Source organism: Photobacterium malacitanum, from assembly GCF_900185615.1.
Taxonomy (GTDB): domain Bacteria; phylum Pseudomonadota; class Gammaproteobacteria; order Enterobacterales; family Vibrionaceae; genus Photobacterium; species Photobacterium malacitanum.
Window position 1 is genome coordinate 262,042 of record NZ_FYAK01000003.1, and the last position, 25,330, is coordinate 287,371.

Below are 25,330 nucleotides of genomic sequence, written 5' to 3' on the forward strand. Positions count from 1 at the left end.
TGCATTTGAATATTAATCAGAGAAGAGCGATGCTTAAGTCAGTGTTGAGTGTAAATTTTACTCATAAGATAGTCGCAAGCTTGAAGGCAATCAGGATGGTTGAGTAGGGTTTGTTTTTCTTGAGTTGGTAGCGGTAATATTTCAAGCCAGCGTTGACACAGCCAACTTAAATTATCAAATTCTTGTTGATGGTGTAATTTGTCTAAATCGGGGTATTTGTTAAACATTAATTGTAACCGTGTCGACAATAATTGTTGTTCGGTGGTGAGCTGCTGTTGAGGCCAGTGCGGTAATTGTAGACATTTCCCCCACATAATATCATCGTTACCTTGTTCAATCGTGGTAATTTTAAACAGCTCTTGGCCATAAATATTTAAGCGAATTAATGGATTATTTGGTTCATGATTAAAATCTTCAATCGTGACTCTTGTGCCGATATTATATAATTTTTTGCGTGATGATTTATTACTAAACATGCAGATACCGATCCCTGTTTTTGATAACAAAAGGGCTCTCAGTGTTGTGATATGGGTAATTCCTGATAAATAAAGATGCATTCGTCCAGCAGGAAGAATATGACGTTTTTGAAATAATAAAGGCATATTGAAAGTAGTCATAGCTGCACTATTTTATGAATTGTATTCTTTTATAGGCAAGCAAGTCTGATGCCGAAGTAACACAAAAGCATGGTTGAGTAATCAACTGCCTGATTGCAAATAATTAAACAACCATTGCTTGATTATAATCATTTTAAAATAGCAACTACATTGCATATAGTGAGTGCAAAATAAAAACCATTATGCCTAATGTGCTACTTAGTTTGATCAATCCACGACTGAACACTGTCAGTTGGTAATAATTCTAAGTGGCCAAAATCATCGAAATACCATCCCTTAATTAAGCCCTTATTACGCATTTCGATAAAATTACCCAGTACCTGTTGTGCCGCTGCATGCGCAGAATCGCTATCAAGGCTCTCTTCTCGTTGCAGATAAAGAGCAATATCATCCAATGTTGCTGATTCGATTATATTGGACATAAATCCTCCATTAGTGACATCAATTTAGGGTTAAATACTTAACTAGTATTGTCGTGTTTCTGCTCGAAAGGTAGAATGTGAGCCTGTTTTTTTCAGTTATTTGTCAATTTTCGAAAAACTCTGATACTTTTAAATAAGAAATGCCGTTGTGTAACATTAATAGTTAATCAACGACTGATGTGCATAACTGCCATAACTCCGAGCTTTTTTCACTAAGTTGCTACGTGCTGTTTGAGTGTTCCTATAAGGAATATCTAATAGTCAATAAGTGATTAACGCCAGTGACATAATGTCACCAGGGTTGGTTTAGAAATGAATCGGCCTCCCGCATTTGGAAAGGTGTTCCGTGGCTAAACAATTACAAGATAGTTTTAATCGTAAATTTTACTATTTACGACTCTCAGTTACCGATGTGTGTAACTTCAAATGTACATATTGCCTACCTGATGGCTACCAACCAGCGGAAAAAAAGAAGCCTTCTTTTTTGAGCTTGGATGAAATTCAGCGTGTGACAGCAGCTTTTGCTGATTGTGGTACCACCAAAGTACGTATTACTGGTGGTGAGCCAAGTTTACGCCGTGATTTTACCGATATCATTCGTACTGTTGCGAGCCAACCAGGCATCACTAAAGTGGCAACCACCACTAATGGTTATCGCATGGCAAAGCACGTTCATGAGTGGCGTCAAGCTGGATTAACACACATTAATGTCAGTGTTGATAGCTTAGATCCAAAGATGTTTTACCAGATCACCGGTGAAAATATGTTTCATCAGGTTATGGAAGGTATTGATGCTGCCTTTGATGCTGGTTTTGAACAAGTAAAAATCAACACTGTTTTACTCAAAGATCTTAACTCTCAAGAATTACCTAAGTTTTTAGAATGGATTAAAACCCGTCCGATCCAACTACGCTTTATTGAGTTAATGCAAACGGGTGAAATGGATAGCCTGTTCAGTAAGCATCATGTATCAGGTGTCAGTATTCGTAATCATCTGATTGCTAACGGCTGGTTATTAAAAGTTAAAAGCAATAATGATGGCCCAGCTCAAGTTTTCTATCACCCTGATTATATTGGTGAAATTGGGTTGATTATGCCATATGAAAAGAATTTTTGTGAAAGCTGTAATCGTCTTCGTGTATCGGCAAAAGGTAAGCTACATCTGTGCCTATTTGGTGAAGAAGGCGTTGAATTACGTGATTTATTAGCTGACGATAGCCAGCAACCACAACTTATTGAGCGTATTCAAGCGAGCTTAAATACCAAGGCTGTCAGTCACTTTCTTGATGAAGGTAAAACGGGCATGACGCCAAACCTTGCATCTATTGGTGGCTAGGTTATACGACGTACGATGATAAATAATACATTAGCTATCGATATATCATAATCGGTAGTGCATAAGTTATTGCTTTTATTGGGAATAAAGAATGAATCAGTTTACCCATATTAATGCTTCAGGTGAAGCTAACATGGTTGATGTATCAGCAAAAGTTGAGACAGTACGTGAAGCACGTGCAGAAGCATTTGTGCATATGGCACCTGAAACCTTGGCATTAATTGTCTCTGGTCAGCATCATAAAGGTGATGTTTTCGCAACAGCGCGCATTGCAGGTATTCAAGCAGCAAAGAAAACATGGGATCTGATTCCATTATGTCATCCACTACTACTGACTAAAGTTGAAGTTCAATTAGAAGCTATTGCTGCTGAAAATAAAGTACGCATCGAATCTTGTTGTAAGCTAACCGGTAAAACAGGCGTTGAAATGGAAGCACTAACCGCAGCTTCTGTTGCGGCATTAACTATCTATGATATGTGTAAAGCCGTTCAAAAAGACATGGTAATCAGTCAAGTACGATTACTTGAGAAGACGGGTGGTAAATCTGGACACTTTAAGGTTGAAGCATGATTAAAGTACTATTTTTTGCTCAAATTAAAGAGTTAGTCGGCGTTGATGGGATTGAGGTTGCAGCAGAATTTGCAACAGCAGATGACTTACGTCAGTCATTATTATCTCGTGGCGATAAGTGGCAGTTAGCATTAGAGTCAGGTAAATTATTGGTTGCTGTTAATCAAACCATTTGCCGATTAGATACAGCCATTAAAGATGGTGATGAAGTTGCTTTTTTCCCACCCGTTACTGGGGGTTAAGATGATTTCAGTTCAACATCAAGATTTTTCAGTTGCAGATGAATATGCCAAGCTTGCTGAAGGTAATGAAGCGGGCGCTGTGGTAACGTTTATTGGTAAAGTGCGTGATTTTAATCAAGGTGATGCAGTAACGGGTTTGTCGTTAGAGCATTATCCGGGTATGACAGAAAAAGCGTTGCAAGAAATTATTGTTCAAGCACGTAGCCGATGGCCATTATTACAAACACGAGTGATCCATCGTGTTGGTGATCTTGAATTAGGTGATCAAATTGTGTTTGTTGGTGTTACAAGTGCGCATCGTGGTGCTGCATTTGAAGCCTGTGAATTCATTATGGATTATTTGAAAACCCGCGCGCCATTTTGGAAAAAAGAACAAACACCATCGGAAAGCCGGTGGGTCGATGCGCGTGAAACCGATAATTCTGCCGCAGACCGTTGGTCTAAATAACATTGATTTATAAATAAAAGGAGCTGATTTCAGCTCCTTTTTTTATAGGTAAACATTAACGATAAATACTATTTCTTATTTTTATTCTTATCTCGATTTGCCGCTGTAGTTGGAACGTAGCTAGTGCGAAAACGGGATGGACTTGGTCGTGAAATGCAGCCTGTGGGTCTCATAATTTACTCTTATTCTCACCGTATGAAATAACAGAGGGATTACTAAGAAATTTAACTTGGTACGGGATATATTTCTTAATGATTAAATGATAGCGAGCTTATTGGTTTATTTATAGGATCTTTACCAGCTTATGATGTTGTTTGCTAAAATAATCTATCTGTTACCATTTTAAGATCTTTTTGTTATTAATACGCAAAAACAGTGTCAATAATGCGGTGAGATTAAGCCTCATGTGCCATATTTATAGAGTGAAGGGCACTAAGAGAGTATTGAGCTGGTATAAGGCCAAGTCGTTAAGTGGTAGTGAAGGTCTGCTGGCGTCATTTAACAGCGGAGAAGTTGATTATGCATAAACGTATATCTTGCAAAAGAGTAAGGCAGATGATGGCTGATGTTGGCATTAATGATAATAACCATGATGATGAAGCACAGCTATTACTTGAACAAAAACAGCAAGCAGTCAGTGAAGATAAGCAGCTTATTAAGCTAGATAGCGAAAGTAAGTAAATTTAACTTAATTTATATAAGAAGGCATTACTAAGGTAGTGCCTTTTTTGTATTTAAAGTGTAACAATATTGTTTATTTTTGTGTGCTACTTTGGTGTGGTTCAGTAGTTTTATATTCTGGTTTCAAATTAAAGTTCAAATTATAGCCATTGGAAAGTACTTTTAAGCAATTTTTAATAATATTAATGGCTTTAACCTTACTAATTATAGGTTTAAAAATCTATAAATGTGATATTGATCTAGTCAATGTTATCTGTTGTTAACTAAATGTTTAGTATGAAATGTGTTTTATTTGTCTGTTTGTGGCAAATTAATATAACTCCTGTTAATGTTTTAGACAATTCTTCGGTTTGATGGCTGTTCTCTAGGATTGAGAGTGACTATTTTGTTATTAATTGAGATGACCTGCTGAGAATGTCATGGATGTTATAAATTGATGTATTGGAGTTAATGCATGTATAAGAATAAAATTACTCAAGCAGTGTTGCTTGGCTTAGGTCTCGTTGTTGCTCTTCCTTCTTTTTCAACTTTTGCAGCACAAGTTCCTGCCGATATTAAATTAGCAGATAAACAACAATTGGTTCGTGCTAATGGCACTGAGCCTGAATCACTTGATCCACAAAAGGTATCAGGTGTACCTGAATCTAATGTTATTCGCGATTTACTCGAAGGTTTAGTTAACCAAGATGCTGAAGGCAACTTGGTCGCAGGTGTTGCTAAATCGTGGCAAACAACAGATAACAAAACTTGGATTTTCAATCTACGTAATGATGCCAAGTGGTCAAATGGCGATCCAGTTACTGCTGATGACTTTGTTTATACGTGGCGTCGTCTGGCTGATCCAAAAACAGCGTCTCCTTATGCGTCATACCTTGAAATGACCACTATGGCCAACGCCACTGATATTATTGCTGGCAAACAATCACCAGAAACATTAGGTGTTGAAGCGGTTGATCCACATACGTTAAAAGTAACTTTAGATAAGCCATTATCGTATTTTGCTGCAATGCTGGTTCATACATCAATGAAGCCAGTAAATAAAAACGCGGTTGAAAAGTTCGGTGATCAATGGACTAAAGTGGGTAATTATGTATCTAACGGTGCCTATCAGCTTGATAGCTGGGTTGTGAACGAACGTATTGTATTAACGCGTAATAATAATTACTGGAATAATAAAGAGACGGTTATCAATCAAGTGACATTCTTACCGATTGAAAACCAAGTCGCGGCAATGAACCGTTTTCTTGCTGGTGAAGTTGATATGACCTATGAAATGCCGAATGAGCATTTTAAACGTCTAACAAAAGAATACCCACAAGATGTGAAAGTAACGCCTTATCTATGTTCTTACTACTACGAATTTAATACTGCGCGTAAACCCTTTGATAATGGTGATGTGCGTAAAGCGCTATCGTACGCGATTGATCGTGATGTATTAGCCAAATTCATTGTTGGTAAAGGTGAAACCCCTGCTTATAACTTTACCCCGTTATCAACGAATGGGCTTGAAGTAGACATGCCTGAGTATGCGCAATTAACTCAAAAACAACGTTTAGAAAAAGCCAAAGCATTATTAGCTGCTGCTGGGTATGGCAAAGATAACCCGCTGACATTTAAAGTGTTATACAACACCTCTGAGAACCATAAAAAGATTGCAGTTGCGATTGCATCAATGTGGAAAAAAAGTTTAGGGGTTGAAGCACAACTTGAAAACCAAGAGTGGAAGAGCTACTTAGACAGTAAGCGTCAAGGTAACTTTGATGTTTCTCGTGCTGGTTGGTGTGGCGATTATAATGAAGCGTCAACCTTCCTAGCAATTATGCGTACTGGCCACTCACAAAACTACCCTAAATACGCTAGTGCTGATTACGATAAAGCCATTGATGACGCAATTCTTGCTCCAACAGCGGCTGAACGAGCAGCAGATTATAAACGTGCTGAAGCTAGCTTAGCGCAAGATATGCCGATTATGCCTATCTACCATTATGTTAATGCACGTTTGGTTAACCCTCAATTAGGGGGTTACCCAATGAAAAACCCAGAAGATAATATCTACTCAAAAGATATGTACTTCATCGCTAAATAATACGCTTTTCAAAATAATAATTAGCTGCCTTCTAACATGAAGGCAGCACTCGCACGCACAGCAAATACGGTAGCTTTATATGATTAAATTCATTGCTAAAAGGATTTTTGAAGCGATACCGACACTTTTGGTATTGATCACCATCTCATTTTTTTTAATGCGCTTCGCCCCCGGTAACCCTTTTACTTCAGATCGCCCTTTACCACCGGAAGTACTCGCTAATATTGAAGCAAAATATGGCTTAGATAAGCCAGTGTTTGAACAATACACCACTTATTTAGGCAATATTGTGCAAGGGGACTTTGGACCCTCATTTAAGTATAAAGATTTTACAGTTAACGAATTAGTCTCTAAAGCGTTACCTGTTTCCGCTAAAATTGGTTTTTTTGCGTTTATTTTTGCGTTAGTCATGGGCGTGAGTGTCGGTACTATAGCGGCGTTAAAGCAAAATACCTGGCTTGATTACACTATTATGTCGACCGCAATGGCGGGGGTGGTGATGCCGTCCTTTATTCTTGCGCCGGTATTGATCTATATTTTTGCGATCAATTTGCAATGGCTGCCTGCTGGTGGTTGGCAAGACGGCTCGTTAAAATTTGTTATTTTGCCGATGTTAGGCATGGCTTTATTGTATGTTGCAACCTTTGCTCGTATTACGCGTGGCAGCATGATTGAAACCTTAAACAGCAACTTTATTCGTACTGCTCGTGCTAAAGGTTTAAGTTACCGCCATATTATTTTAAAGCACGCTTTACGTCCTGCGTTATTACCTGTGGTGTCATACATGGGGCCTGCTTTTGTCGGTATTATTACCGGTTCTGTTGTGATTGAAACTATCTTTGGCTTACCTGGTATCGGTAAGTTATTTGTCAATGCAGCCTTTAATCGTGATTACTCGTTAGTGCTGGGAATTACGATTTTGATTGGTTCGTTAACCATTATCTTCAATGCCATTGTCGATATTGTATTAGCGATGATCGATCCTAAAATTCGTTATTAAGAGGCTGATAATTATGATTTTAACTAAAAAAGATAATGTTGAAGCATTAGAGAAATTCTCTGCAAGCCTTGAAATAGAAGGTCGTAGCTTATGGCAAGATGCGCGTTCACGTTTTTTTCGTAACAAAGCGGCGATGGTATCGTTAGTGATTTTAGGGTTGATCACGTTGGCAGTTATTTTTGGTCCAATGGTGAGCCAATATGCGTTTGATGATACTGACTGGTATGCGCTGCATGCTGCGCCATCGTTAGGGGCTGAAGGGCACTTCTTTGGTACAGATAGTCTAGGACGCGATCTTTATACGCGTACCTTAATCGGTGGTCGAATTTCACTGATGGTGGGGCTGTTAGGCGCGTTAGTTGCGGTGGTTATTGGTACACTTTATGGCGCAGCATCGGGCTTTATTGGCGGTAAAACCGACCGAGTGATGATGCGTATATTAGAAATTCTATACTCAATTCCATTTATGTTTTTTGTGATTGTGTTAGTGACCTTTTTTGGCCGTAACATCATGCTGATCTTTATTGCTATCGGTGCGATTTCTTGGCTTGATATGGCGCGAATTGTGCGTGGTCAAACTTTATCATTACGTGGTAAAGAGTTCATAGAAGCTGCCCATGTGTGTGGCGTTAGCCGTTGGCGGATCATTACTCGCCATATCGTACCGAATGTGTTGGGTATCGTAGCGGTGTATTCAACATTACTTGTGCCTGCAATGATTCTCACTGAATCGTTTTTAAGTTTCCTTGGGCTCGGTGTACAAGAGCCGATGACGAGTTGGGGAGCATTGTTGCATGAAGGTTCACAAACGATGGAAGTGGCTATTTGGCAGTTATTGTTTCCTGCTGGCTTTATGGTGATTACATTATTTTGTTTTAACTATGTCGGTGATGGTTTACGCGATGCGTTAGATCCAAAAGACAGATAGAAATAAGCAGCTCCCCTTTTATTGCGTATTAAAGTGAAACTCATAGTAGGGGAACGTCAATATCATTCACTTGATAATAAATAATAACCGAAGCGAATGTACGGTGCTTAGCGTTGATAACAAGGAAGTAGTATGAGTTTGTTAGAAGTTAAAGACTTACGGGTTGAATTCACCACACCAGATGGCAATGTTACAGCGGTTAATGATTTGAATTTTTCGTTAGAACAAGGCCAAACCTTAGGTATTGTTGGTGAGTCGGGCTCAGGAAAGAGTCAAACCGTGTTCGCTATTATGGGCTTACTAGCCAAGAACGGCATTATTAGTGGCAGCGCTAAATTTGAAGGGCGTGAGATTTTAAATCTATCCGAAAAACAACTGAATAGTATTCGTGCTGAACAAATTGCGATGATTTTTCAAGATCCAATGACATCACTTAATCCTTATATGAAAGTCAGCGAACAATTAATGGAAGTGCTGATGTTACACAAAGGGATGAGCCGTGCTCAAGCTTTTGAAGAATCCGTAAGAATGTTGGATGCGGTTAAAATCCCTGAAGCACGTCAGCGTATAACGATGTACCCCCACGAATTCTCAGGTGGTATGCGCCAGCGTGTAATGATTGCAATGGCATTATTATGTCGACCAAAATTATTAATTGCAGATGAACCTACAACAGCACTTGATGTGACAGTACAAGCGCAGATCATGGAGTTACTCAATGATCTTAAATCTGATTTTAATACCTCGATCATCATGATCACTCACGATCTTGGCGTTGTGGCTGGTAGTTGTGACAAAGTGCTGGTGATGTACGCCGGACGGACGATGGAATACGGTGATATTAACGATATTTTTTACCGTCCTAGTCACCCTTATACTGAAGGATTACTGCGTGCGATTCCGCGTTTAGATACTGAAGGTGAAGATTTGCCAACAATTCCGGGTAATCCACCTAACTTATTACGCTTGCCTGTCGGTTGCCCATATCAAGAGCGTTGCCATCGCGTACTGTCACGTTGCAAACAAGAATCGCCATTGTTAATGCCATTTGCACAAGATCGATTACGTGCTTGTTTTGCTGAGATGGGAGCATAGTGATGAAAGCAGAAAAGAAAGTATTATTGGATATTACTAATCTCAAGGTGCACTTTAACATTGCCTCTAAATCAGCATGGCCTTGGAGCCAGCCTTCAAAATTAAAAGCTGTTGATGGGGTTAATATCTGTGTTTATGAAGGTGAGACTTTAGGTGTTGTTGGTGAGTCAGGTTGTGGTAAATCAACCTTTGCACGCGCGATTATTGGATTAGTGAAAGCGACAGAGGGCAACGTGGTATGGTTAGGACAAGATTTGACCAAACTTAATCACAGCGCATTACGTGAAACGCGTAAGCAAATTCAAATGATTTTCCAAGATCCATTAGCCTCGTTAAATCCGCGTATGACGGTTGGTGAGATTATTGCCGAGCCTTTAAATGCTTTTTATACCCACTTAAGCGCTGATGAAGTGAAGCAGCAAGTCCAAGCAATGATGACCAAAGTAGGCTTGTTACCAAACGTCATTAACCGTTATCCACATGAATTTTCAGGTGGTCAATGTCAGCGTATCGGTATTGCACGAGCGTTGATTTTAAAGCCTAAGATGATTATTTGCGATGAGCCAGTATCAGCCCTTGATGTATCGATTCAAGCGCAAGTGGTGAATTTACTTAAATCACTTCAAAAAGAAATGGGATTAAGCTTAATCTTTATTGCTCATGATTTGTCTGTGGTAAAACATATTTCTGATCGTGTTTTGGTAATGTACCTAGGTAATGCGGTTGAGATGGGGGAGAGTAAAGCTCTGTTTGCTAATCCTCAGCACCCTTATACTAAAGCGTTAATGTCGGCAGTACCGATCCCTGATCCACAGTTAGAGCGCAATAAACATATTGAGTTGTTAGAAGGGGATTTACCGTCACCGATGAATCCGCCATCAGGGTGTGTTTTTAGAACCCGTTGTCCGAAAGCTGCTGCAATTTGTGCTGAGAAAAAGCCCAAACTGCAAGGGTCTTACCAACATGCGGTTGCATGCTTACAAGAATAATGACTCATGTATGAATAACGTCCAGTGATTAACGGACGTTATTCTTTTTTAGGAAAGTTTGGTGGAGATTTGAAAATATAATTATTTAGTTGTTTTTGTAATGCTTTTTTATTTTCAGTTTTGTTTTTTTTATTTTTATATAATATTTTGTCTGCACGCACTAACGCATTGTGTAAACTTTCATTTTTTTCTATAACAGTACAGCCTGTTGAAATCGATATTTTAATATTGTAATGGCAAAAGTAGCCGCTAAAAATAGCTAATTCTAATCGATCAGCCATGATTAATGCTTTTTCTAAATCGGCACTAGGTAGCACAATGCAAAACTCATCCCCACCGAGTCGAATACAAATATCACTATCTCGTGTCATATCAGTAATGGTTGATGAAATATGCTTCAATGCTAAGTCACCAATATCGTGACCATAAGTATCATTTATTATCTTAAAATCATTAGCATCAAATATAATAAGTGCAGTAGGCTGGCCATTTTTATTATTCTCTGTCACTATATCTTTAATAATTGTATCCATTACTCGACGGTTAAATAACCCAGTGAGCAAATCAGTATACGCTTCTAATTGATAACGCTGCTTTTGAAATTTGTGGCGCTTTAATAGCGCGTTCATATAATTGAGAATAATTAATAGCGAAAGACCTAATATGGTTATTTTTATCGCAAAGTTAACAAAAAACCACGGTGATATATCAGCAAAAATTAAAATATTATTATTTAAATGCGTATATACTGGAATTGAAGGTAATATCCGATTGTTATATCCATTATAAATTTCAATTTTTTGTTTTTTGTCTTTTACATACAAATAAAAATTAAGCGAAGATTTTAATTTTTTTGGTAATGTAATTGATTTTATTAGTGATTTTACTGGAATATCGACCCCAATATCACCTGCGATTTTATTATTTTTATAAACAGGAGATTTAATTGTAACGACCATTTCTTGAGAAAAAAAATCTAAATAAGGATAAGTGTAATATATTCCTTTTTGTAATTCATCAAGTGATTGAGATATTGAGCTTTGGTTTCGGTAAAGATCGGTTGAAAAAAATTCTTTAGTGGTATTAAATTTGTCTACCGGAAGTTTTGAAGATAAATAGAAATATTTTAATAAGTGAGAAATATAGTAGTAGTTATACACAATTGGATGGGCTTGTTGTTCAGCCCATAATTCATCTAATACAGCAAATAAATGGGTATCTTTTTGAATTAATTGATTAGGAAACCCAGGGCCGACTAAACTACCATTGAACAAGTTATTAGGATAAATACCACGATTAAAGCCAAATTCTTTTAATTTTGGATAGTAATGAATTTCTGCCAGTACTTGTAATCTTTTATTGTACTCATCCATATTTGCGATAGCTTTTGTTGCAGTATTCGCATAACGTTTATTTCGATACGCGAGTGAATCTGTCGTGTTTTTTATTTGATTTAGATTTGCCTCAATATATAAACGCGTTTCGTTTATTTCTTGGCGTAGACTAAAACCGACAATGATTACCAGTAGCATTAAATTAAAAAAAAGAATCAAACAGCGCCTGATCATATCATTACCACATAAGATATGATCAAGTTGCCATTTTGAGGTTTTATTCTTTAATATGTGTTGTTCAGCTTTAGACATTAAAGTTTTTATCACTTGCTAATTTACTAAATGGCACCGGCTTACTGTATAAGAATCCTTGATGATAACGAATACCTAATTCGGTTAATATTTGAGCTTGTTGCTCTGTTTCAACACCTTCAGCAATCACTTCGACCTCTGCCTTTTCTGCAAACGCAACTAATGATTTAACAATAGAACTTGCTGCCAAAGAATCAATATCATCAATGAAAACTTTATCGATTTTGATTGTTGTTGCTTGCAATTTTTGTAACGCTAAGAAATCACAGTAGCCATTACCCACATCGTCCAACTTAATTTGAATACCCATTGCATTAAGCTTAATGCAGTTTTGTTCTGCTTGCTCAATATTATCAATGGGAGCGCGCTCTGTTAGCTCAAAGGCAAAATTATGCGGAGCAATATTATAGTGTGCTAATGCTGAACGTGTAATATCAATCAGTTCAGGATCTTGCAGAACGCTCGCACTGATATTGATACTGAAATAGTATGGCAGAGTTTTGCCATGTTGGATTTCTAGTTTATGAATATCACGTGCAACAGTATTAATTAATTGGAATGTGAGAGGGGTAATAACACCATTAGCTTCACATTGAGGAATAAACTCATCAGGCAGAATAACTTTACCTTTTTTAGTTTCCCAGCGGATTAATACTTCATAACCACAAGTTATCTTTTTTTCTGCATCAATAATAGGTTGGTAATACGGCACTAAATGATTTTGCTTTATAGCATTGAGTATTAAGAACTTAATAATACTGGTGCTATGATAACGACGATATAGCATCACTAAAACAATAAAAATCAATCCGCTTAGAATCAGTAATAAAAACGGTCTAATATGAGCGCGGTAGTCAGTAATGACTTTTGGAGTCACGTAATATTTTATCCATGCTTGATTATGCAGTGGCATTGATAAAATTGGCTTAACGGTAGTCTTGAGAGCGTGATTGGATGTCACAGTTGGCGTTTTTTGCGTATCATCGGTATACAGCGATACGCCATTATTTTCGATAACTTGCAACCAACATTGATCACACGCATTGGCCAGTAGTGCATTTGTAGGCTGTTTAACGATATCGACTGTAATAATTCCGCCAACGACTTGCTTACGGAATTGAACTATTGCTTCATTATTATCAGCATTAGCAATCACAACCACTTCGCGATTTAACGGAATTTTTTTGGTTGGAGAACCATAAAGTTGAGTGAGATTGGAATGGTCGCCACAAACCTTACCTGACTTGGTTTCCAAACTGATACTGCGAATATGTGATGAATAATAACTGGCACGCTCAAGTTCTGAAATATCTTCTTTATCGCAGGTATAGGAAAGATGGTACTGAAGATTATCAAGTAGAATAGAGGTCGATTGAATACTGTGTAAGTAGTTTTCAGAGCGTTGGTGTTCAAATGACTCGAGATTATATTTAAACAGCTGACGGCCAACTGTTTGTGAAGTAAGTGCTAACGTCACTAAACCTATAGCGATAAGTAAAGTCGCTAATGCAATGCTATAAAATGAAATTGAGGGACGTCTGATAGTCACGATGAAAGAACTCTACTTTTTGTTAGCCAATTGTCACAATTAAGATAGCAAAAACAAAATCGAGATGCTTCTGAAGAGTTATGAAAACAATAAAAAATTAAATCAGACTTTATTTATTATTTTTTATATTAGTTTTGCGAATTGTTTTATAAAATAGTGAATATTTGACGACTAAATATTCTTAATATGAATGGTGTTGTTTGTTCATTATGGCTAAAACGGAGTGTAGTTATTTTTAATTTTATATTTTTATGCATATTTCAGAAAAGCACCTTTTCTGAATGTCTAGTTGAATAGACAAAACTGTGATTATCAAGTTTAGATAACGATTAAAAGTATAGAAGTAACTACTATTTCTTGCGTCAATACAACGTCAGAAAATCTTCAATATTAGGTTAATAAAAAAGGACGCTATTAATAACGTCCTTTAGGAATAAGTTTATCTAGCGAATAATTTAAAGTAGATCAGTTAGCTTAACAGCATCGCCAATGTAGTTTGCAGGTGTTAATTCTTTTAGACGAACTTTTTCATGTTCAGGTAACTCTAGACCATCAATGAATGCGCGCATGCCTTCACCATCAACACGCTTACCACGCGTTAGCTCTTTTAGCTTCTCGTACGGTTTTTCGATACCATAGCGACGCATTACTGTTTGTACAGGCTCTGCAAGTACTTCCCAGTTTTTATCTAATTCAGCTTCTAGTGCTACCTGGTTAAGCTCAAGTTTACTAATACCTTTTAGCGTTGATGTGTAAGCAATAATTGCATAACCACAACCAACGCCTAGGTTACGTAATACTGTTGAATCTGTTAGGTCACGTTGCCAACGAGAAACCGGTAGTTTTTGTGCTAAATGACCAAAGATAGCATTTGCTAGACCAAGGTTACCTTCTGAGTTTTCAAAATCGATTGGGTTAACTTTATGTGGCATGGTTGATGAACCAATTTCACCAGCAATCGTTTTTTGCTTAAAGTGACCTAAAGCAATGTAACCCCAAATATCACGATCGAAATCAAGCAAAATAGTGTTGAAACGGGCAAAGCCATCAAACAATTCTGCAATATAATCATGTGGTTCAATTTGAGTTGTGTAAGGATTGAATGTGATCCCTAACGATGTCACAAACTCTTCGCTGTATTGGTGCCAATCAATATCAGGGTAAGCTGATAGGTGAGCGTTGTAGTTACCTACAGCACCATTGATCTTACCTAGAATTTCAACGTTTTCGATTTGCTTGTATTGACGTTCCATACGGTACGCCACGTTAGCCATTTCTTTACCCATTGTTGATGGAGAAGCTGGCTGACCGTGAGTACGTGTAAGCATTGGCATAGCACGATATTCGTTTGCTAGTGCTTTAATTGCATCAATAACATTACGCACTTCAGGTAGCATTACGCTTGTACGCGCTTCTGTTAGCATTAGTGCATGAGATAGGTTGTTGATATCTTCTGATGTACATGCAAAGTGAATAAATTCATTAACAGCATGTAATTCAGGAACTTCTGCTACTTTTTCTTTCAGAAAGTATTCAACTGCTTTTACATCGTGGTTAGTCGTGCGCTCGATTGTTTTAATTCGAAGTGCATCTTGCTCGCTAAACTCAGTAGCAATACGATCTAGAAAAGCATTCGCTTCTGCGCTGAATGCAGGAACTTCCACGATAGCATCAGTAGCGGCTAATTTTTGTAACCAACGGATTTCAACGATAGTACGGTACTTTAGTAAACCGAATTCACTAAAAATACTGCGTAGTACGCTTGTTTTACTTCCGTAACGGCCATCTACTGGGGAAACAGCTGTCAGTGCTGACAGTTCCATGTTGATCTCTCCTGGTTTATGAGGGTTAAAACAAAATTGATATTCAGCCTGATTTTTCAGGCTGAATGGGAGTTAGCATTGGGTTAGCTTAGTTGCGTGCGAGCAGGATTTTTGCTTGCTCTAGCATTTGCTTACGACCAAATAACAAATGGCGACGTTTACCGCCAACTTGACTCCATAATACGGCACTACGTACAGCGGCAAGTAATAATGCCCGTACTCGATGCTGAACATGGGGTAGCTGTAATTGCGCAGGCGTACCTGATACTTGAATCCGTGGTCCTAATGGACTAATGATATCTAAGTAAATACTGGCAATATTACTTATCATTTGCTCATCAAGTATTTCAAAATGGACTGTTTGACGCTTCAATGTACTCACGCGATCACCCAACTGTGCCATGCTATCACGGCGAGCTGATAGTTTACGCTCAAGTGCCATAACGCCAACAAGATAACGTGTTATCTCACTGCCTGATGACGAACCATCAATATCGCGTACCATCGCTTCTAAACCGATACGTAAATCAGCTTCGCTACCATAGACACCTACGGTATTGGCTGGATCGGTTGCCATGATACTGTTTAGCATGGTGGTTAATGCTGCTGAGTCGCAATTGCCATTACGGGCAACGTCTTGAACTAATTTGACTGCTTGGCACATGCCTGCAAACGCAATCGTTCGATCATAAATAGAGTAAGCCACGCGCAAGAACTCCTTTAAATTCGCTCTTCAATAATGCCACCACCGAGACAGATTTCACCGTTATAGAATACGGCAGATTGTCCTGGTGTTACTGCAATTTGAGGCTCATCAAAAATCACTTTAATGGTTTCATCATTCATTGGAATGATGGTACAAGGAAGATCTTGCTGACGGTAACGAGTTTTTACCGTGCATGTCATTGTCTCACGGATAGGCTGACGATCAACCCAATGTAATTGAGAGGCAATCAAACCGTTTGATTTTAAACGAGGATGATCTTTACCTTGGCCAACAATAAGCACATTGCGTTTTAGATCTTTATCAACAACATACCATGCATCTTCAAGACCATTACCGCCTTTTTGACCACCAATATGTAAGCCTTTACGTTGGCCTAGAGTGTGATACATCAAGCCTTGGTGTTCACCAATAACAAGACCAGTATCAGCCACTTCAATTTTACCTGGCTGAGCAGGAAGGTATTTACCTAAAAACTCAGTAAATTTACGCTCACCAATAAAGCAAATGCCGGTTGAATCTTTTTTGTTAGCAGTAATTAGCCCTTGCTCTTCAGCAATACGACGAACTTCAGGTTTTTCAAGTTCACCAACTGGGAATAAACTGCGTGCAATTTGCTCGTGACTTAAGGTGTACAAGAAATAGCTTTGATCTTTATTGTTATCGACGCCGCGCAGCATTTGAGGTTTTTCACCTTCAGCTGTTGGGAAACTACGACGAGTATAATGACCCATTGCAATATAGTCGGCTGCAAGCACTTCATCGGCAAACTCAAGGAAGGCTTTAAATTTGATTTCTTTGTTGCACAAAATATCAGGGTTTGGTGTGCGACCAGCTTTGTATTCCTCTAGGAAGTACTCAAACACGTTATCCCAGTACTCTGCTGCAAAATTAATGGTGTGCAGTGTAATACCAAGCTTGTCACATACCGCTTGTGCATCAGCGAGATCTTCTGCAGCAGAGCAGTATTCATCGTTATCGTCTTCTTCCCAGTTTTTCATAAACAGGCCTTCAACTTGATAACCTTGTTGAAGGAGCAGGTAAGCGGATACCGATGAATCTACGCCGCCGGACATGCCGACAATGACTTTCTTTTGGCTGTTATCAGACATATTTCTCTACTGTCGCTAATTTAGTGTTAAGAGCGCAATTCTAACAGAAACCCACCGTTTGAAACAGATCGAGAGCAGAATCACACTCTAATAAATAATCGATAATGAAAGCGAGAGTGAAAATAATCTTATTGATGTTCCAAAAAAGTATTTAAAAACTGAATGCTATAGAAAAAACGGTAATGGATTTTTATTAGAATCGTTGCAATAAAACCAAATAGCAAACGTTTGCTATTTGTCGCAATCATAGTGGATCTTAATAAAAATGTGTAGTTTTTTGTTGAGGAAAATAGTTTTACAACATTGAAGGGAATAATGCGCCCTGATTGTAAATCAAAGAGCGCAAATCAGATGACAACTAAATTATGCTTGAGTTGGCGCGGGTAGGGTAATTTCTTTCCACTCGCCTGGCGCTAAATCAGCCACAGTCCATTGCGCCATTTGGTAACGAATTAGACGTAATGTTGGAAAACCAATATGGGCAGTCATACGACGCACTTGACGATTACGACCTTCTCGTAGCGTAATCGCAAGCCAAGTGGTTGGAATATTTTTACGCTCACGAATAGGTGGCGTTCGATCCCATATTTGTGGTGATGCAATCACGTCGACACCAGCAGGTAGTGTTGGGCCATCTTTTAATGTCACTCCATCACGCAATTGCTGTAAATCTGCTGCTGTAGGCGTACCTTCAACTTGTACCCAATAGACTTTGGCTTGTTTTGATTGCGGCTGTGTTAAGCGTGCTTGCAAAATACCATCATTGGTTAGAACCAATAAGCCCTCACTGTCTTTATCCAATCGTCCGGCAGGATAAACGTCTTTTACTGGAATAAAATCAGCGAGGGTACTATCGCCAGGTTCACCTGAAAATTGAGTTAAGGTGTTATAAGGTTTGTTAAATAAAATCACTTTTTGTGGTCCACGAGGACGCTTAGGCTTATTTATTTTTCTTGACGCCCTTCGCTCATTATTGGCACGAAGAGGTTGACGTTTTGGGGTGTTTGGCTTCATAAATACGCGTTGTTGTAAGAGTTGATGAGTTAGACCGTGGTATTATACGTGAAAAATTACACAATTGACGTATTGATAAAATTTAAAGTATGATTTGCTCGCCTCTTACAAAATGATAACAAATGGATGCCAGGAGATTTAAAATGGATAGTAAAGTAATTGTACCAACAGCCGGCCAGAAAATTACAGTAGATGCTGAAGGTAAATTGATTGTTCCTAATACCCCGATTATTCCGTACATCGAAGGTGATGGTATCGGGATCGATGTAAGCCCTGCAATGATTAAAGTTGTGGATGCCGCAGTTAAGAAAGCGTATGCCGGTGATCGTAAAATTGAGTGGATGGAAATCTACACCGGTGAGAAATCAACCCAAGTTTATGGTGATGACGCATGGCTTCCACAAGAAACACTTGATTTTATTCGTGAATATAAAGTTGCAATTAAAGGCCCATTAACGACACCCGTTGGTGGTGGTATTCGTTCTCTTAACGTTGCATTACGTCAAGAACTGGATCTTTATATTTGTGTGCGTCCGGTACGTTATTTTGATGGCGTACCAAGCCCAGTTAAACGCCCTGAGTTAACTGACATGGTAATTTATCGTGAAAACTCAGAAGATATTTATGCTGGCGTTGAATTCCAAGCAGGCACAGCAGAAGCTGATAAAGTGATTCAGTTCCTTCAACAAGAAATGGGTGCAACTAAAATTCGTTTCCCACAACAATGTGGTATTGGTATTAAACCTGTATCAGAAGAGGGAACAAAACGTCTAGTGCGTGCAGCAATTCAATACACCATTGATAATGATCGTGATTCGTTAACTTTAGTTCATAAAGGTAACATCATGAAGTTTACGGAAGGTGCATTTAAAGATTGGGGTTACGATGTAGCGCTACAAGAATTCGGTGCTGAATTACTTGATGGCGGGCCTTGGATGACATTAAAGAACCCAAACACAGGCAAAGAGATTGTGATTAAAGATTGTATTGCAGATGCCTTCTTACAGCAGATTCTACTGCGTCCAGAAGAGTATGATGTGATTGCAACCATGAACCTTAACGGTGATTACATTTCAGATGCATTAGCAGCCCAAGTCGGCGGTATCGGTATTGCACCTGGTGCTAATATTGGTGATGGCGTGGCGTTGTTTGAAGCAACTCACGGCACTGCACCTAAGTATGCAGGTCAAGATAAAGTTAACCCAGGCTCATTGATTCTTTCTGCTGAAATGATGCTACGTCATATGGGATGGAAAGAAGCTGCTGACTTGATTATTAGCTCAATGGAAGCGGCAATCAGCAATAAGACGGTAACGTATGATTTTGAACGTCTAATGGACGGCGCTAATCTACGTAAATGTTCTGAATTCGCTGATGATATGATTGAACAAATGTAATAGATAGTATTATTGAGAAACGATTGAGGCTCAGCATTTGCTGGGCCTTTTTTATCGCTGTAACATGATAATAAAACGCCAGCTTATCAGTGCTATATAGATCTTAACTGTCGGTAAAATAATCAAATCTATCATACACTCGTGCGCTAACTCTCAAACAGACAACATGATAACTCTCTGATATAGGCAATAAATAAAAATTGGCATAGGATAGGTGAAGGTGTTGAATGTTTGTTTTTTGTTAATGGTACTATTGGTTTTTGGTCTCACCTTAAAGAATGAGGCATTGTTTTTTTATGCGGTTTTTATTCATTTTTTGATGGTGGGGATGATACGGCTTTTTTTGGGTTAGAAAAAGGCAATTGAGTGAAATTAAACCTAAGTATTGAATAACGGTCGATGAGAGTCGAAGTTGGTGAGTAATTGGTATATTGTATAAGAAATTGAGTTATTTGATTTCTAATTAACAAATAAAAGGCGGCATAACCCACCTTTTAATGTGCAGTTAATATTGGTACCGCTTATTTGGCTAGGTCGCCTTCTGCGGGAACAATAGCACTTGCATGGTAACCTTTAGGGCCAGTTTGAACTTCGTAGTTCACTTGTTGACCTGCCTTAAGTGTTCGGTAACCATCCATCTGGATTGTTGAATAGTGAGCGAAAATATCGTCTTCACCTTCTTCAGGGCAGATGAAGCCAAATCCTTTGGCGTTATTGAACCATTTCACTGTACCTGTTGCCATGCTATACACCCTTTTTGCATTCAATTTCCATTTGACATTAGTTGAACATTCAGTAAATTTGATTGCATACTAATGCGATTTTGATGCAGATTATATCTACTACAATTTACAATGTAGTAAAATAAACTAGTCAGTCAAGTATTGTTTGTAACATTTTGATAAAATCTTTTATTAACTTGGCTATAGCCAGCTCACGAATGAATGAACTAAGATAAAACTATGAGTAAGTTATACGAATGGATGAATCCTGAATCTGATGTACTGGATAAGGAAGAAATCCAAGTTAAGCCGCCATCGATGTATAAAGTAATTTTAAACAATGATGATTACACACCGATGGACTTTGTAATTGATGTGTTACAAACATTTTTTTCCATGGATTTGGAGAAGGCTTCTCAGTTAATGCTTGCGGTACATTATGAAGGTAAAGCCATTTGTGGCACCTTTACCGCAGAAGTAGCTGAAACGAAAGTTGCGCAAGTAATGATGTACGCACGGGAGAATGAACACCCGTTGTTATGTACGATGGAAAAAGCATAATCTTTTTCCGGCACGCCATATTGAGTGGTTTTTAGGGGAGGTGCCTATGCTAAATAAAGAACTTGAAGCAAGCCTGAACGGTGCATTTGCCCGTGCAAGGGAAAAGCGTCATGAGTTTATGACGGTAGAACATTTACTGATGGCTCTGTTAGATAATGTAGCCACGCAAGAAGCGCTATTAGCATGTCGCGCTGATCTTGATGTATTGCGTAAAGAGCTAGATTCTTTTATTGAACAAACAACACCTTTGATTCCAGTAGATGATGAAAGCCGCGAAACTCAACCAACACTGAGTTTTCAGCGAGTATTACAACGCGCAGTGTTTCATGTGCAGTCATCGGGTCGAAGTGAAGTTACAGGTGCAAACGTATTAGTTGCGATTTTTAGCGAGCAAGAGTCGCACGCCGCATATTTACTTAAGAAAAGTGATATTAGTCGTCTTGATGTAGTGAATTTTATTTCTCATGGCACTGTTAAAGGCAGTGATAATGATGATATTAATCCATCAGAGACAGGTAATACAGAAGAACAACGCGCAGAGCAGAGCTCTGACGATAAGCTTGAAAATTTTGCCACCAATCTTAACCAACTTGCGAAATCAGGTGGCATTGATCCTCTGATTGGCCGAGATAAAGAGCTTGAGCGAACAGTACAAGTACTTTGTCGTCGTCGTAAAAACAACCCATTATTAGTCGGTGAGGCAGGAGTGGGTAAAACGGCTATTGCTGAAGGTCTAGCGTGGCGTATTGTTGAAGGTCAAGTACCTGAAATTATTCAAGACTGTGTGATTTATTCACTTGATATTGGTTCGTTATTAGCGGGCACTAAGTATCGTGGTGACTTTGAGAAGCGTTTTAAAGCTATTTTAAAGCAGCTTGAGAAAGAAGATCATGCAATTTTATTTATTGATGAGATTCATACCATCATTGGTGCAGGTGCTGCATCGGGTGGTCAAGTGGATGCCGCCAACTTACTCAAGCCACTATTAAGTAGCGGTAAGCTGCGTTGCATGGGATCAACAACCTATCAAGAATACAGCAACATTTTTGAGAAAGAGCGTGCACTGTCACGTCGCTTCCAAAAAATTGATGTGGTTGAGCCATCACTAGATGACACCACTAAAATTTTGATGGGCTTAAAATCAAAATATGAAGCTCACCACGAAGTTCGTTTTACCAATAAAGCGATTCGTGCCGCGGTTGAGTTATCGGCCAAATATATTAATGAGCGTCATCTACCAGATAAAGCCATTGACGTTATTGATGAAGCGGGCGCACGTTGTCGTTTAGCCCCTGCAAGTCGCCGTAAAAAAACGGTTAACGTCGGCGATATCGAAACCATGATTGCTAAGATGGCGCGTATTCCTGAGAAATCAATTTCAAGCAGTGATCGTGACGTGCTACAGACACTTGATAGCCGCCTGAAAATGTTGGTATTTGGTCAAGATAGTGCCATTGATGTATTAACGGAAGCGATCAAATTAAGTCGTGCAGGATTGAGTGCAGATAACAAACCGGTGGGGTCGTTCTTATTTGCAGGTCCTACAGGTGTCGGTAAAACGGAAGTGACAGTACAGTTAGCACGTACAATGGGCATTGAGCTGTTACGTTTTGATATGTCAGAGTACATGGAACGTCATACCGTTAGCCGTCTAATTGGTGCTCCTCCTGGTTATGTAGGTTATGATCAAGGTGGTTTATTAACTGACGCTGTTATCAAAAACCCACATTCAGTGGTATTGCTTGATGAAATAGAAAAAGCGCATCCTGATGTGTTTAATTTGTTATTGCAAGTGATGGATAACGGTACGCTAACAGATAACAATGGCCGTAAAGCTGATTTCCGCAATGTTATTTTTGTGATGACAACCAATGCTGGTGTAACGGAAACGGTACGTAAATCAATTGGTCTTATTCAACAAGATCATAGCCATGATGCGATGGCAGAGATCAAACGCGTATTTACGCCTGAATTCCGTAACCGTCTTGATAATATTATTTGGTTTAACCATCTTGAGAAAGAGGTTATCGGCCAAGTAGTTGATAAGTTTATCGTAGAACTACAAGCACAACTCGATGCACGTGGTGTCTCTATGGAGGTGTCTGAGCGAGCACGTGAGTGGATGTCAGATAAAGGCTATGATAAGGCGATGGGTGCACGTCCAATGGCGCGTGTGATTCAGGAGAACCTTAAAAAGCCACTTGCTAATGAATTACTGTTTGGTTCATTAGTCAATGGGGGCTCGGTGCGTGTTGATTACATTAATGGCGAACTAGATTTCCAATTTAGCAGTGAGATGGAAGCCGCGCATTAAGCTAATATTTTAGCGAAATAGTAATAAACAAAAACGCCGTAGATAATAACAATTATCTGCGGCGTTTTTTATTCTGACTACTTGTGATGACTTCACAAAATAAAACCCAGCAATAGGCCGGGTTTTATTTGCAGCACTAATCTTTTAGAGAAAGATTAACGTGCGCGGAAGACGATGCGACCTTTAGTAAGATCGTAAGGAGTCAGTTCCACTGTTACTTTGTCACCAGTAAGAATACGGATGTAGTTCTTACGCATCTTACCAGAGATGTGAGCAGTAACAACGTGACCGTTTTCCAGCTCAACACGGAACATAGTATTTGGTAGTGTATCTAGTACAGTACCAGCCATTTCAATTACGTCTTCTTTTGCCATTGAATCCTCTTAGGCTACCAGCCATTCATCTTGATCGGGCTGGATAATGCCTTGAAACTGTTTGAGTGTAAAGTTTAGGACGTAATTTTACCCTTGCCAGTTGTTTTTGTCAGCTATTGTTCGCGATTAATCTATTTTTTCTCAGTAAATTAACACAAGCGAATGTAATTGATTCTTGGGTTGTAGTTAATTTGACCGTTTTGCGTGTATTTAACACTCAGCTAATCCACTCACCATGGATTAACTTTTGATGAGGCGTAAAGCGAACTTTATAATTCATCTCGCGGCATTGGTCTATTTGATAACCAGGATAGAGCCATTGGCGCTGGGTTTGGCGGCAAACTTCAATTTGTAAAAGCACGCATAATGTGCCTAATGAGAGTTTATGTTCAGGCTCAAAAAAGCTATAAACTGCACTTAAGGAATCTGCGAATACATCGGTAACAGCAACAGCAATTAATTGATTATCTTGATATAAATGCAAGAATGCCGTATTCATCCATGGTGCAGTAATAAAGTCAAAAAATTGCTGTTTATTGGCAGGAAACATCGAGCCACTAGCATGACGAACATTAATATAACGCTCATATAACTCAAACCAATTAGGGTCTAATTGTTGTTTAAATTGCCACTGTAGTTTTTTAATTTGGTTTTGTTGACGCTTTTGACTTTTAGAAGGGGTGAAGTGAGTACAATCAACCCGTAGTGGAGTACATGCATTACAATTTTTGCACATCGGTTTATAGATAATGCTACCACTGCGGCGATAGCCTGAACTAATTAATAGATCATAACCATTAGGGTTGAGCCAAGGTTGATCCATTACCACGCCAAGTTGATCGCGTTGCTGTGGTAAGTAATTGCAGTCACTTTCCGGTGTAAGGCCAAGCTGTAAAGATAATTCTTTCATTATTAATTTTGTTTATAACACTAAAGTTTGTGGATGATAACAGGCTGCGGGTAAGGCACTATCGCGTTGTTGATGCAGTTGGCTAATAAAAGCTGAGCGATTTAATTCGCATGCACCTAAAGAAGCGAGATGCGGATTCATCATTTGGCAATCAATGAGAGTGCCACCATGGTGTGAAAAATGGCGACAGAAATACCATAACGCAATTTTTGAGGCGTTATCAGCGAGGGAAAACATCGATTCCCCACAAAAAATGCGACCGACAGCAATACCATAGAAACCACCGACGAGTTGTTGATCTTGCCAGACTTCAACCGAATGGCAATCACCTTGATCATGCAATGTTTGATACGCATTAATCATAGCTTCAGTGATCCAAGTTTGATTTGGTCCACGAGATTCAGCACAGTGGCGGATCACGGCGTGGCATGCATGATTGAGTGTAATTCGATATGAGGATTTTCGCATAAATTTACGCAAACTTTTGCTTGGCGTAAATTGTTGCGGAATAAAGATGCCACGCGGATTGGGGCTCCACCATAAAATGGGCTCGCCTTGTGAGTACCATGGAAAGATACCATGTCGATAAGCCTGACGTAGTCGTTGGGGGCTAAGGTCACCGCCAAAGGCCAATAAACCATTTGGTTCTGTGCGAGCGGTATTGGGAGCAGGAAACTGTAATGATGCCGGCTCAATTTCAGGAATATAAATCGTCATTTGTTATCAACTGCATGCGAGGTCAAAAAACTACTGCAACCAATATAACATT

Annotated in this window: 25 protein-coding genes and 1 riboswitch; of the genes, 13 read left to right on the forward strand and 12 right to left on the reverse strand. The window is 38.9% G+C overall.

Annotated elements, in window-relative coordinates; genetic code table 11:
* Positions 1-38: 38 nt before the first annotated feature.
* Positions 39-617: an LON peptidase substrate-binding domain-containing protein gene (locus PMAL9190_RS10580; protein WP_235004343.1), complete on the reverse strand. Its 579-nt coding sequence runs from the start codon at positions 615-617 to the stop codon at positions 39-41.
* Between the two features lie 194 nt (positions 618-811).
* Entirely contained in the window at positions 812-1,039 is a 228-nt protein-coding gene (locus PMAL9190_RS10585; protein WP_087845166.1) for a hypothetical protein, read from the reverse strand.
* A gap of 184 nt (positions 1,040-1,223) precedes the next feature.
* A riboswitch (molybdenum cofactor riboswitch) is annotated at positions 1,224-1,397 on the forward strand.
* Between PMAL9190_RS10585 and moaA the strand changes: the two genes are divergently transcribed.
* The 10 genes from moaA to oppF all read left to right on the forward strand — a co-directional run bounded on the left by moaA (position 1,386) and on the right by oppF (position 10,415).
* Positions 1,386-2,375 carry a GTP 3',8-cyclase MoaA gene (gene moaA / locus PMAL9190_RS10590; RefSeq protein ID WP_087845167.1) on the forward strand — a complete coding sequence of 330 codons (990 nt, stop codon included), beginning with the start codon at positions 1,386-1,388 and terminating at the stop codon, positions 2,373-2,375. Its footprint overlaps the riboswitch before it by 12 nt.
* Before the next feature lie 91 nt (positions 2,376-2,466).
* Positions 2,467-2,946 carry a cyclic pyranopterin monophosphate synthase MoaC gene (moaC, locus tag PMAL9190_RS10595; RefSeq protein ID WP_060998187.1) on the forward strand — a complete coding sequence of 160 codons (480 nt, stop codon included), beginning with the start codon at positions 2,467-2,469 and terminating at the stop codon, positions 2,944-2,946.
* Positions 2,943-3,188 carry a molybdopterin synthase sulfur carrier subunit gene (gene moaD / locus PMAL9190_RS10600; RefSeq protein WP_087845168.1) on the forward strand — a complete coding sequence of 82 codons (246 nt, stop codon included), beginning with the start codon at positions 2,943-2,945 and terminating at the stop codon, positions 3,186-3,188. Before moaC ends, moaD begins: the two co-directional genes overlap by 4 nt.
* Before the next feature lies 1 nt (position 3,189).
* Positions 3,190-3,636 carry a molybdopterin synthase catalytic subunit MoaE gene (gene moaE / locus PMAL9190_RS10605; RefSeq protein WP_065168176.1) on the forward strand — a complete coding sequence of 149 codons (447 nt, stop codon included), beginning with the start codon at positions 3,190-3,192 and terminating at the stop codon, positions 3,634-3,636.
* 519 nt (positions 3,637-4,155) lie between these two features.
* Entirely contained in the window at positions 4,156-4,317 is a 162-nt protein-coding gene (locus tag PMAL9190_RS20230) for a hypothetical protein (protein ID WP_200813412.1), read from the forward strand.
* 454 nt (positions 4,318-4,771) lie between these two features.
* Positions 4,772-6,403 (forward strand): ABC transporter substrate-binding protein, encoded by a 1,632-nt coding sequence (locus PMAL9190_RS10615; RefSeq protein WP_087845170.1) that lies wholly within the window; start codon positions 4,772-4,774, stop codon positions 6,401-6,403.
* A 79-nt stretch (positions 6,404-6,482) separates the two neighbouring features.
* Positions 6,483-7,403: an oligopeptide ABC transporter permease OppB gene (oppB, locus tag PMAL9190_RS10620; protein WP_087820858.1), complete on the forward strand. Its 921-nt coding sequence runs from the start codon at positions 6,483-6,485 to the stop codon at positions 7,401-7,403.
* A gap of 16 nt (positions 7,404-7,419) precedes the next feature.
* Positions 7,420-8,331 carry an oligopeptide ABC transporter permease OppC gene (gene oppC / locus PMAL9190_RS10625; protein WP_087845288.1) on the forward strand — a complete coding sequence of 304 codons (912 nt, stop codon included), beginning with the start codon at positions 7,420-7,422 and terminating at the stop codon, positions 8,329-8,331.
* A 132-nt stretch (positions 8,332-8,463) separates the two neighbouring features.
* On the forward strand, positions 8,464-9,426 hold the full coding sequence (locus tag PMAL9190_RS10630) for an ABC transporter ATP-binding protein (RefSeq protein ID WP_087845171.1): 963 nt from the start codon (positions 8,464-8,466) through the stop codon (positions 9,424-9,426).
* A gap of 2 nt (positions 9,427-9,428) precedes the next feature.
* A complete protein-coding gene (oppF, locus tag PMAL9190_RS10635) occupies positions 9,429-10,415 on the forward strand; it encodes a murein tripeptide/oligopeptide ABC transporter ATP binding protein OppF (RefSeq protein WP_087845172.1) in 987 nt (328 codons plus the stop codon).
* A gap of 38 nt (positions 10,416-10,453) precedes the next feature.
* On the opposite strand, the gene PMAL9190_RS10640 is transcribed toward oppF, so the two are convergent.
* The 6 genes from PMAL9190_RS10640 to PMAL9190_RS10665 form a co-directional block, all read right to left on the reverse strand.
* The gene (locus PMAL9190_RS10640) at positions 10,454-12,061 is read right to left on the reverse strand and encodes a diguanylate cyclase (RefSeq protein ID WP_087845173.1); all 1,608 of its coding nucleotides are present in this window, start codon (positions 12,059-12,061) and stop codon (positions 10,454-10,456) included.
* Positions 12,054-13,610, reverse strand: a complete 1,557-nt coding sequence (locus PMAL9190_RS10645; RefSeq protein ID WP_087845174.1) for an EAL domain-containing protein — start codon at positions 13,608-13,610, stop codon at positions 12,054-12,056. The genes PMAL9190_RS10640 and PMAL9190_RS10645 overlap by 8 nt, the downstream gene beginning before the upstream one ends.
* A 455-nt stretch (positions 13,611-14,065) precedes the next feature.
* A complete protein-coding gene (gene purB, locus PMAL9190_RS10650) occupies positions 14,066-15,433 on the reverse strand; it encodes an adenylosuccinate lyase (protein ID WP_087845175.1) in 1,368 nt (455 codons plus the stop codon).
* Between the two features lie 88 nt (positions 15,434-15,521).
* A complete protein-coding gene (hflD, locus tag PMAL9190_RS10655; RefSeq protein ID WP_087845176.1) occupies positions 15,522-16,139 on the reverse strand; it encodes a high frequency lysogenization protein HflD in 618 nt (205 codons plus the stop codon).
* A 14-nt stretch (positions 16,140-16,153) separates the two neighbouring features.
* Positions 16,154-17,269, reverse strand: coding sequence for a tRNA 2-thiouridine(34) synthase MnmA (mnmA, locus tag PMAL9190_RS10660; protein WP_087845177.1), 1,116 nt, complete (start codon positions 17,267-17,269; stop codon positions 16,154-16,156).
* 363 nt (positions 17,270-17,632) lie between these two features.
* Positions 17,633-18,283, reverse strand: a complete 651-nt coding sequence (locus tag PMAL9190_RS10665) for a pseudouridine synthase (RefSeq protein WP_087845178.1) — start codon at positions 18,281-18,283, stop codon at positions 17,633-17,635.
* Between the two features lie 143 nt (positions 18,284-18,426).
* Here PMAL9190_RS10665 and icd point away from each other — a divergent pair, with 143 nt between their 5' ends.
* Positions 18,427-19,680 (forward strand): NADP-dependent isocitrate dehydrogenase, encoded by a 1,254-nt coding sequence (gene icd, locus PMAL9190_RS10670; RefSeq protein ID WP_087845179.1) that lies wholly within the window; start codon positions 18,427-18,429, stop codon positions 19,678-19,680.
* A 521-nt stretch (positions 19,681-20,201) separates the two neighbouring features.
* Here the strand turns inward: icd and cspD are convergent.
* A complete protein-coding gene (gene cspD / locus PMAL9190_RS10675; protein ID WP_060998202.1) occupies positions 20,202-20,423 on the reverse strand; it encodes a cold shock domain-containing protein CspD in 222 nt (73 codons plus the stop codon).
* A 219-nt stretch (positions 20,424-20,642) separates the two neighbouring features.
* Between cspD and clpS the strand changes: the two genes are divergently transcribed.
* Positions 20,643-20,963 (forward strand): ATP-dependent Clp protease adapter ClpS, encoded by a 321-nt coding sequence (clpS, locus tag PMAL9190_RS10680; protein ID WP_036793886.1) that lies wholly within the window; start codon positions 20,643-20,645, stop codon positions 20,961-20,963.
* Positions 20,964-21,009: 46 nt separating this feature from the next.
* Entirely contained in the window at positions 21,010-23,277 is a 2,268-nt protein-coding gene (gene clpA / locus PMAL9190_RS10685) for an ATP-dependent Clp protease ATP-binding subunit ClpA (protein WP_087845180.1), read from the forward strand.
* 155 nt (positions 23,278-23,432) lie between these two features.
* On the opposite strand, the gene infA is transcribed toward clpA, so the two are convergent.
* From infA to aat, 3 genes are all read right to left on the reverse strand, one after another.
* On the reverse strand, positions 23,433-23,651 hold the full coding sequence (infA, locus tag PMAL9190_RS10690; RefSeq protein ID WP_005368778.1) for a translation initiation factor IF-1: 219 nt from the start codon (positions 23,649-23,651) through the stop codon (positions 23,433-23,435).
* A 217-nt stretch (positions 23,652-23,868) separates the two neighbouring features.
* A complete protein-coding gene (locus PMAL9190_RS10695) occupies positions 23,869-24,561 on the reverse strand; it encodes an arginyltransferase (protein ID WP_087845181.1) in 693 nt (230 codons plus the stop codon).
* A 12-nt stretch (positions 24,562-24,573) separates the two neighbouring features.
* A complete protein-coding gene (aat, locus tag PMAL9190_RS10700) occupies positions 24,574-25,278 on the reverse strand; it encodes a leucyl/phenylalanyl-tRNA--protein transferase (protein WP_087845182.1) in 705 nt (234 codons plus the stop codon).
* Positions 25,279-25,330: the final 52 nt, after the last annotated feature.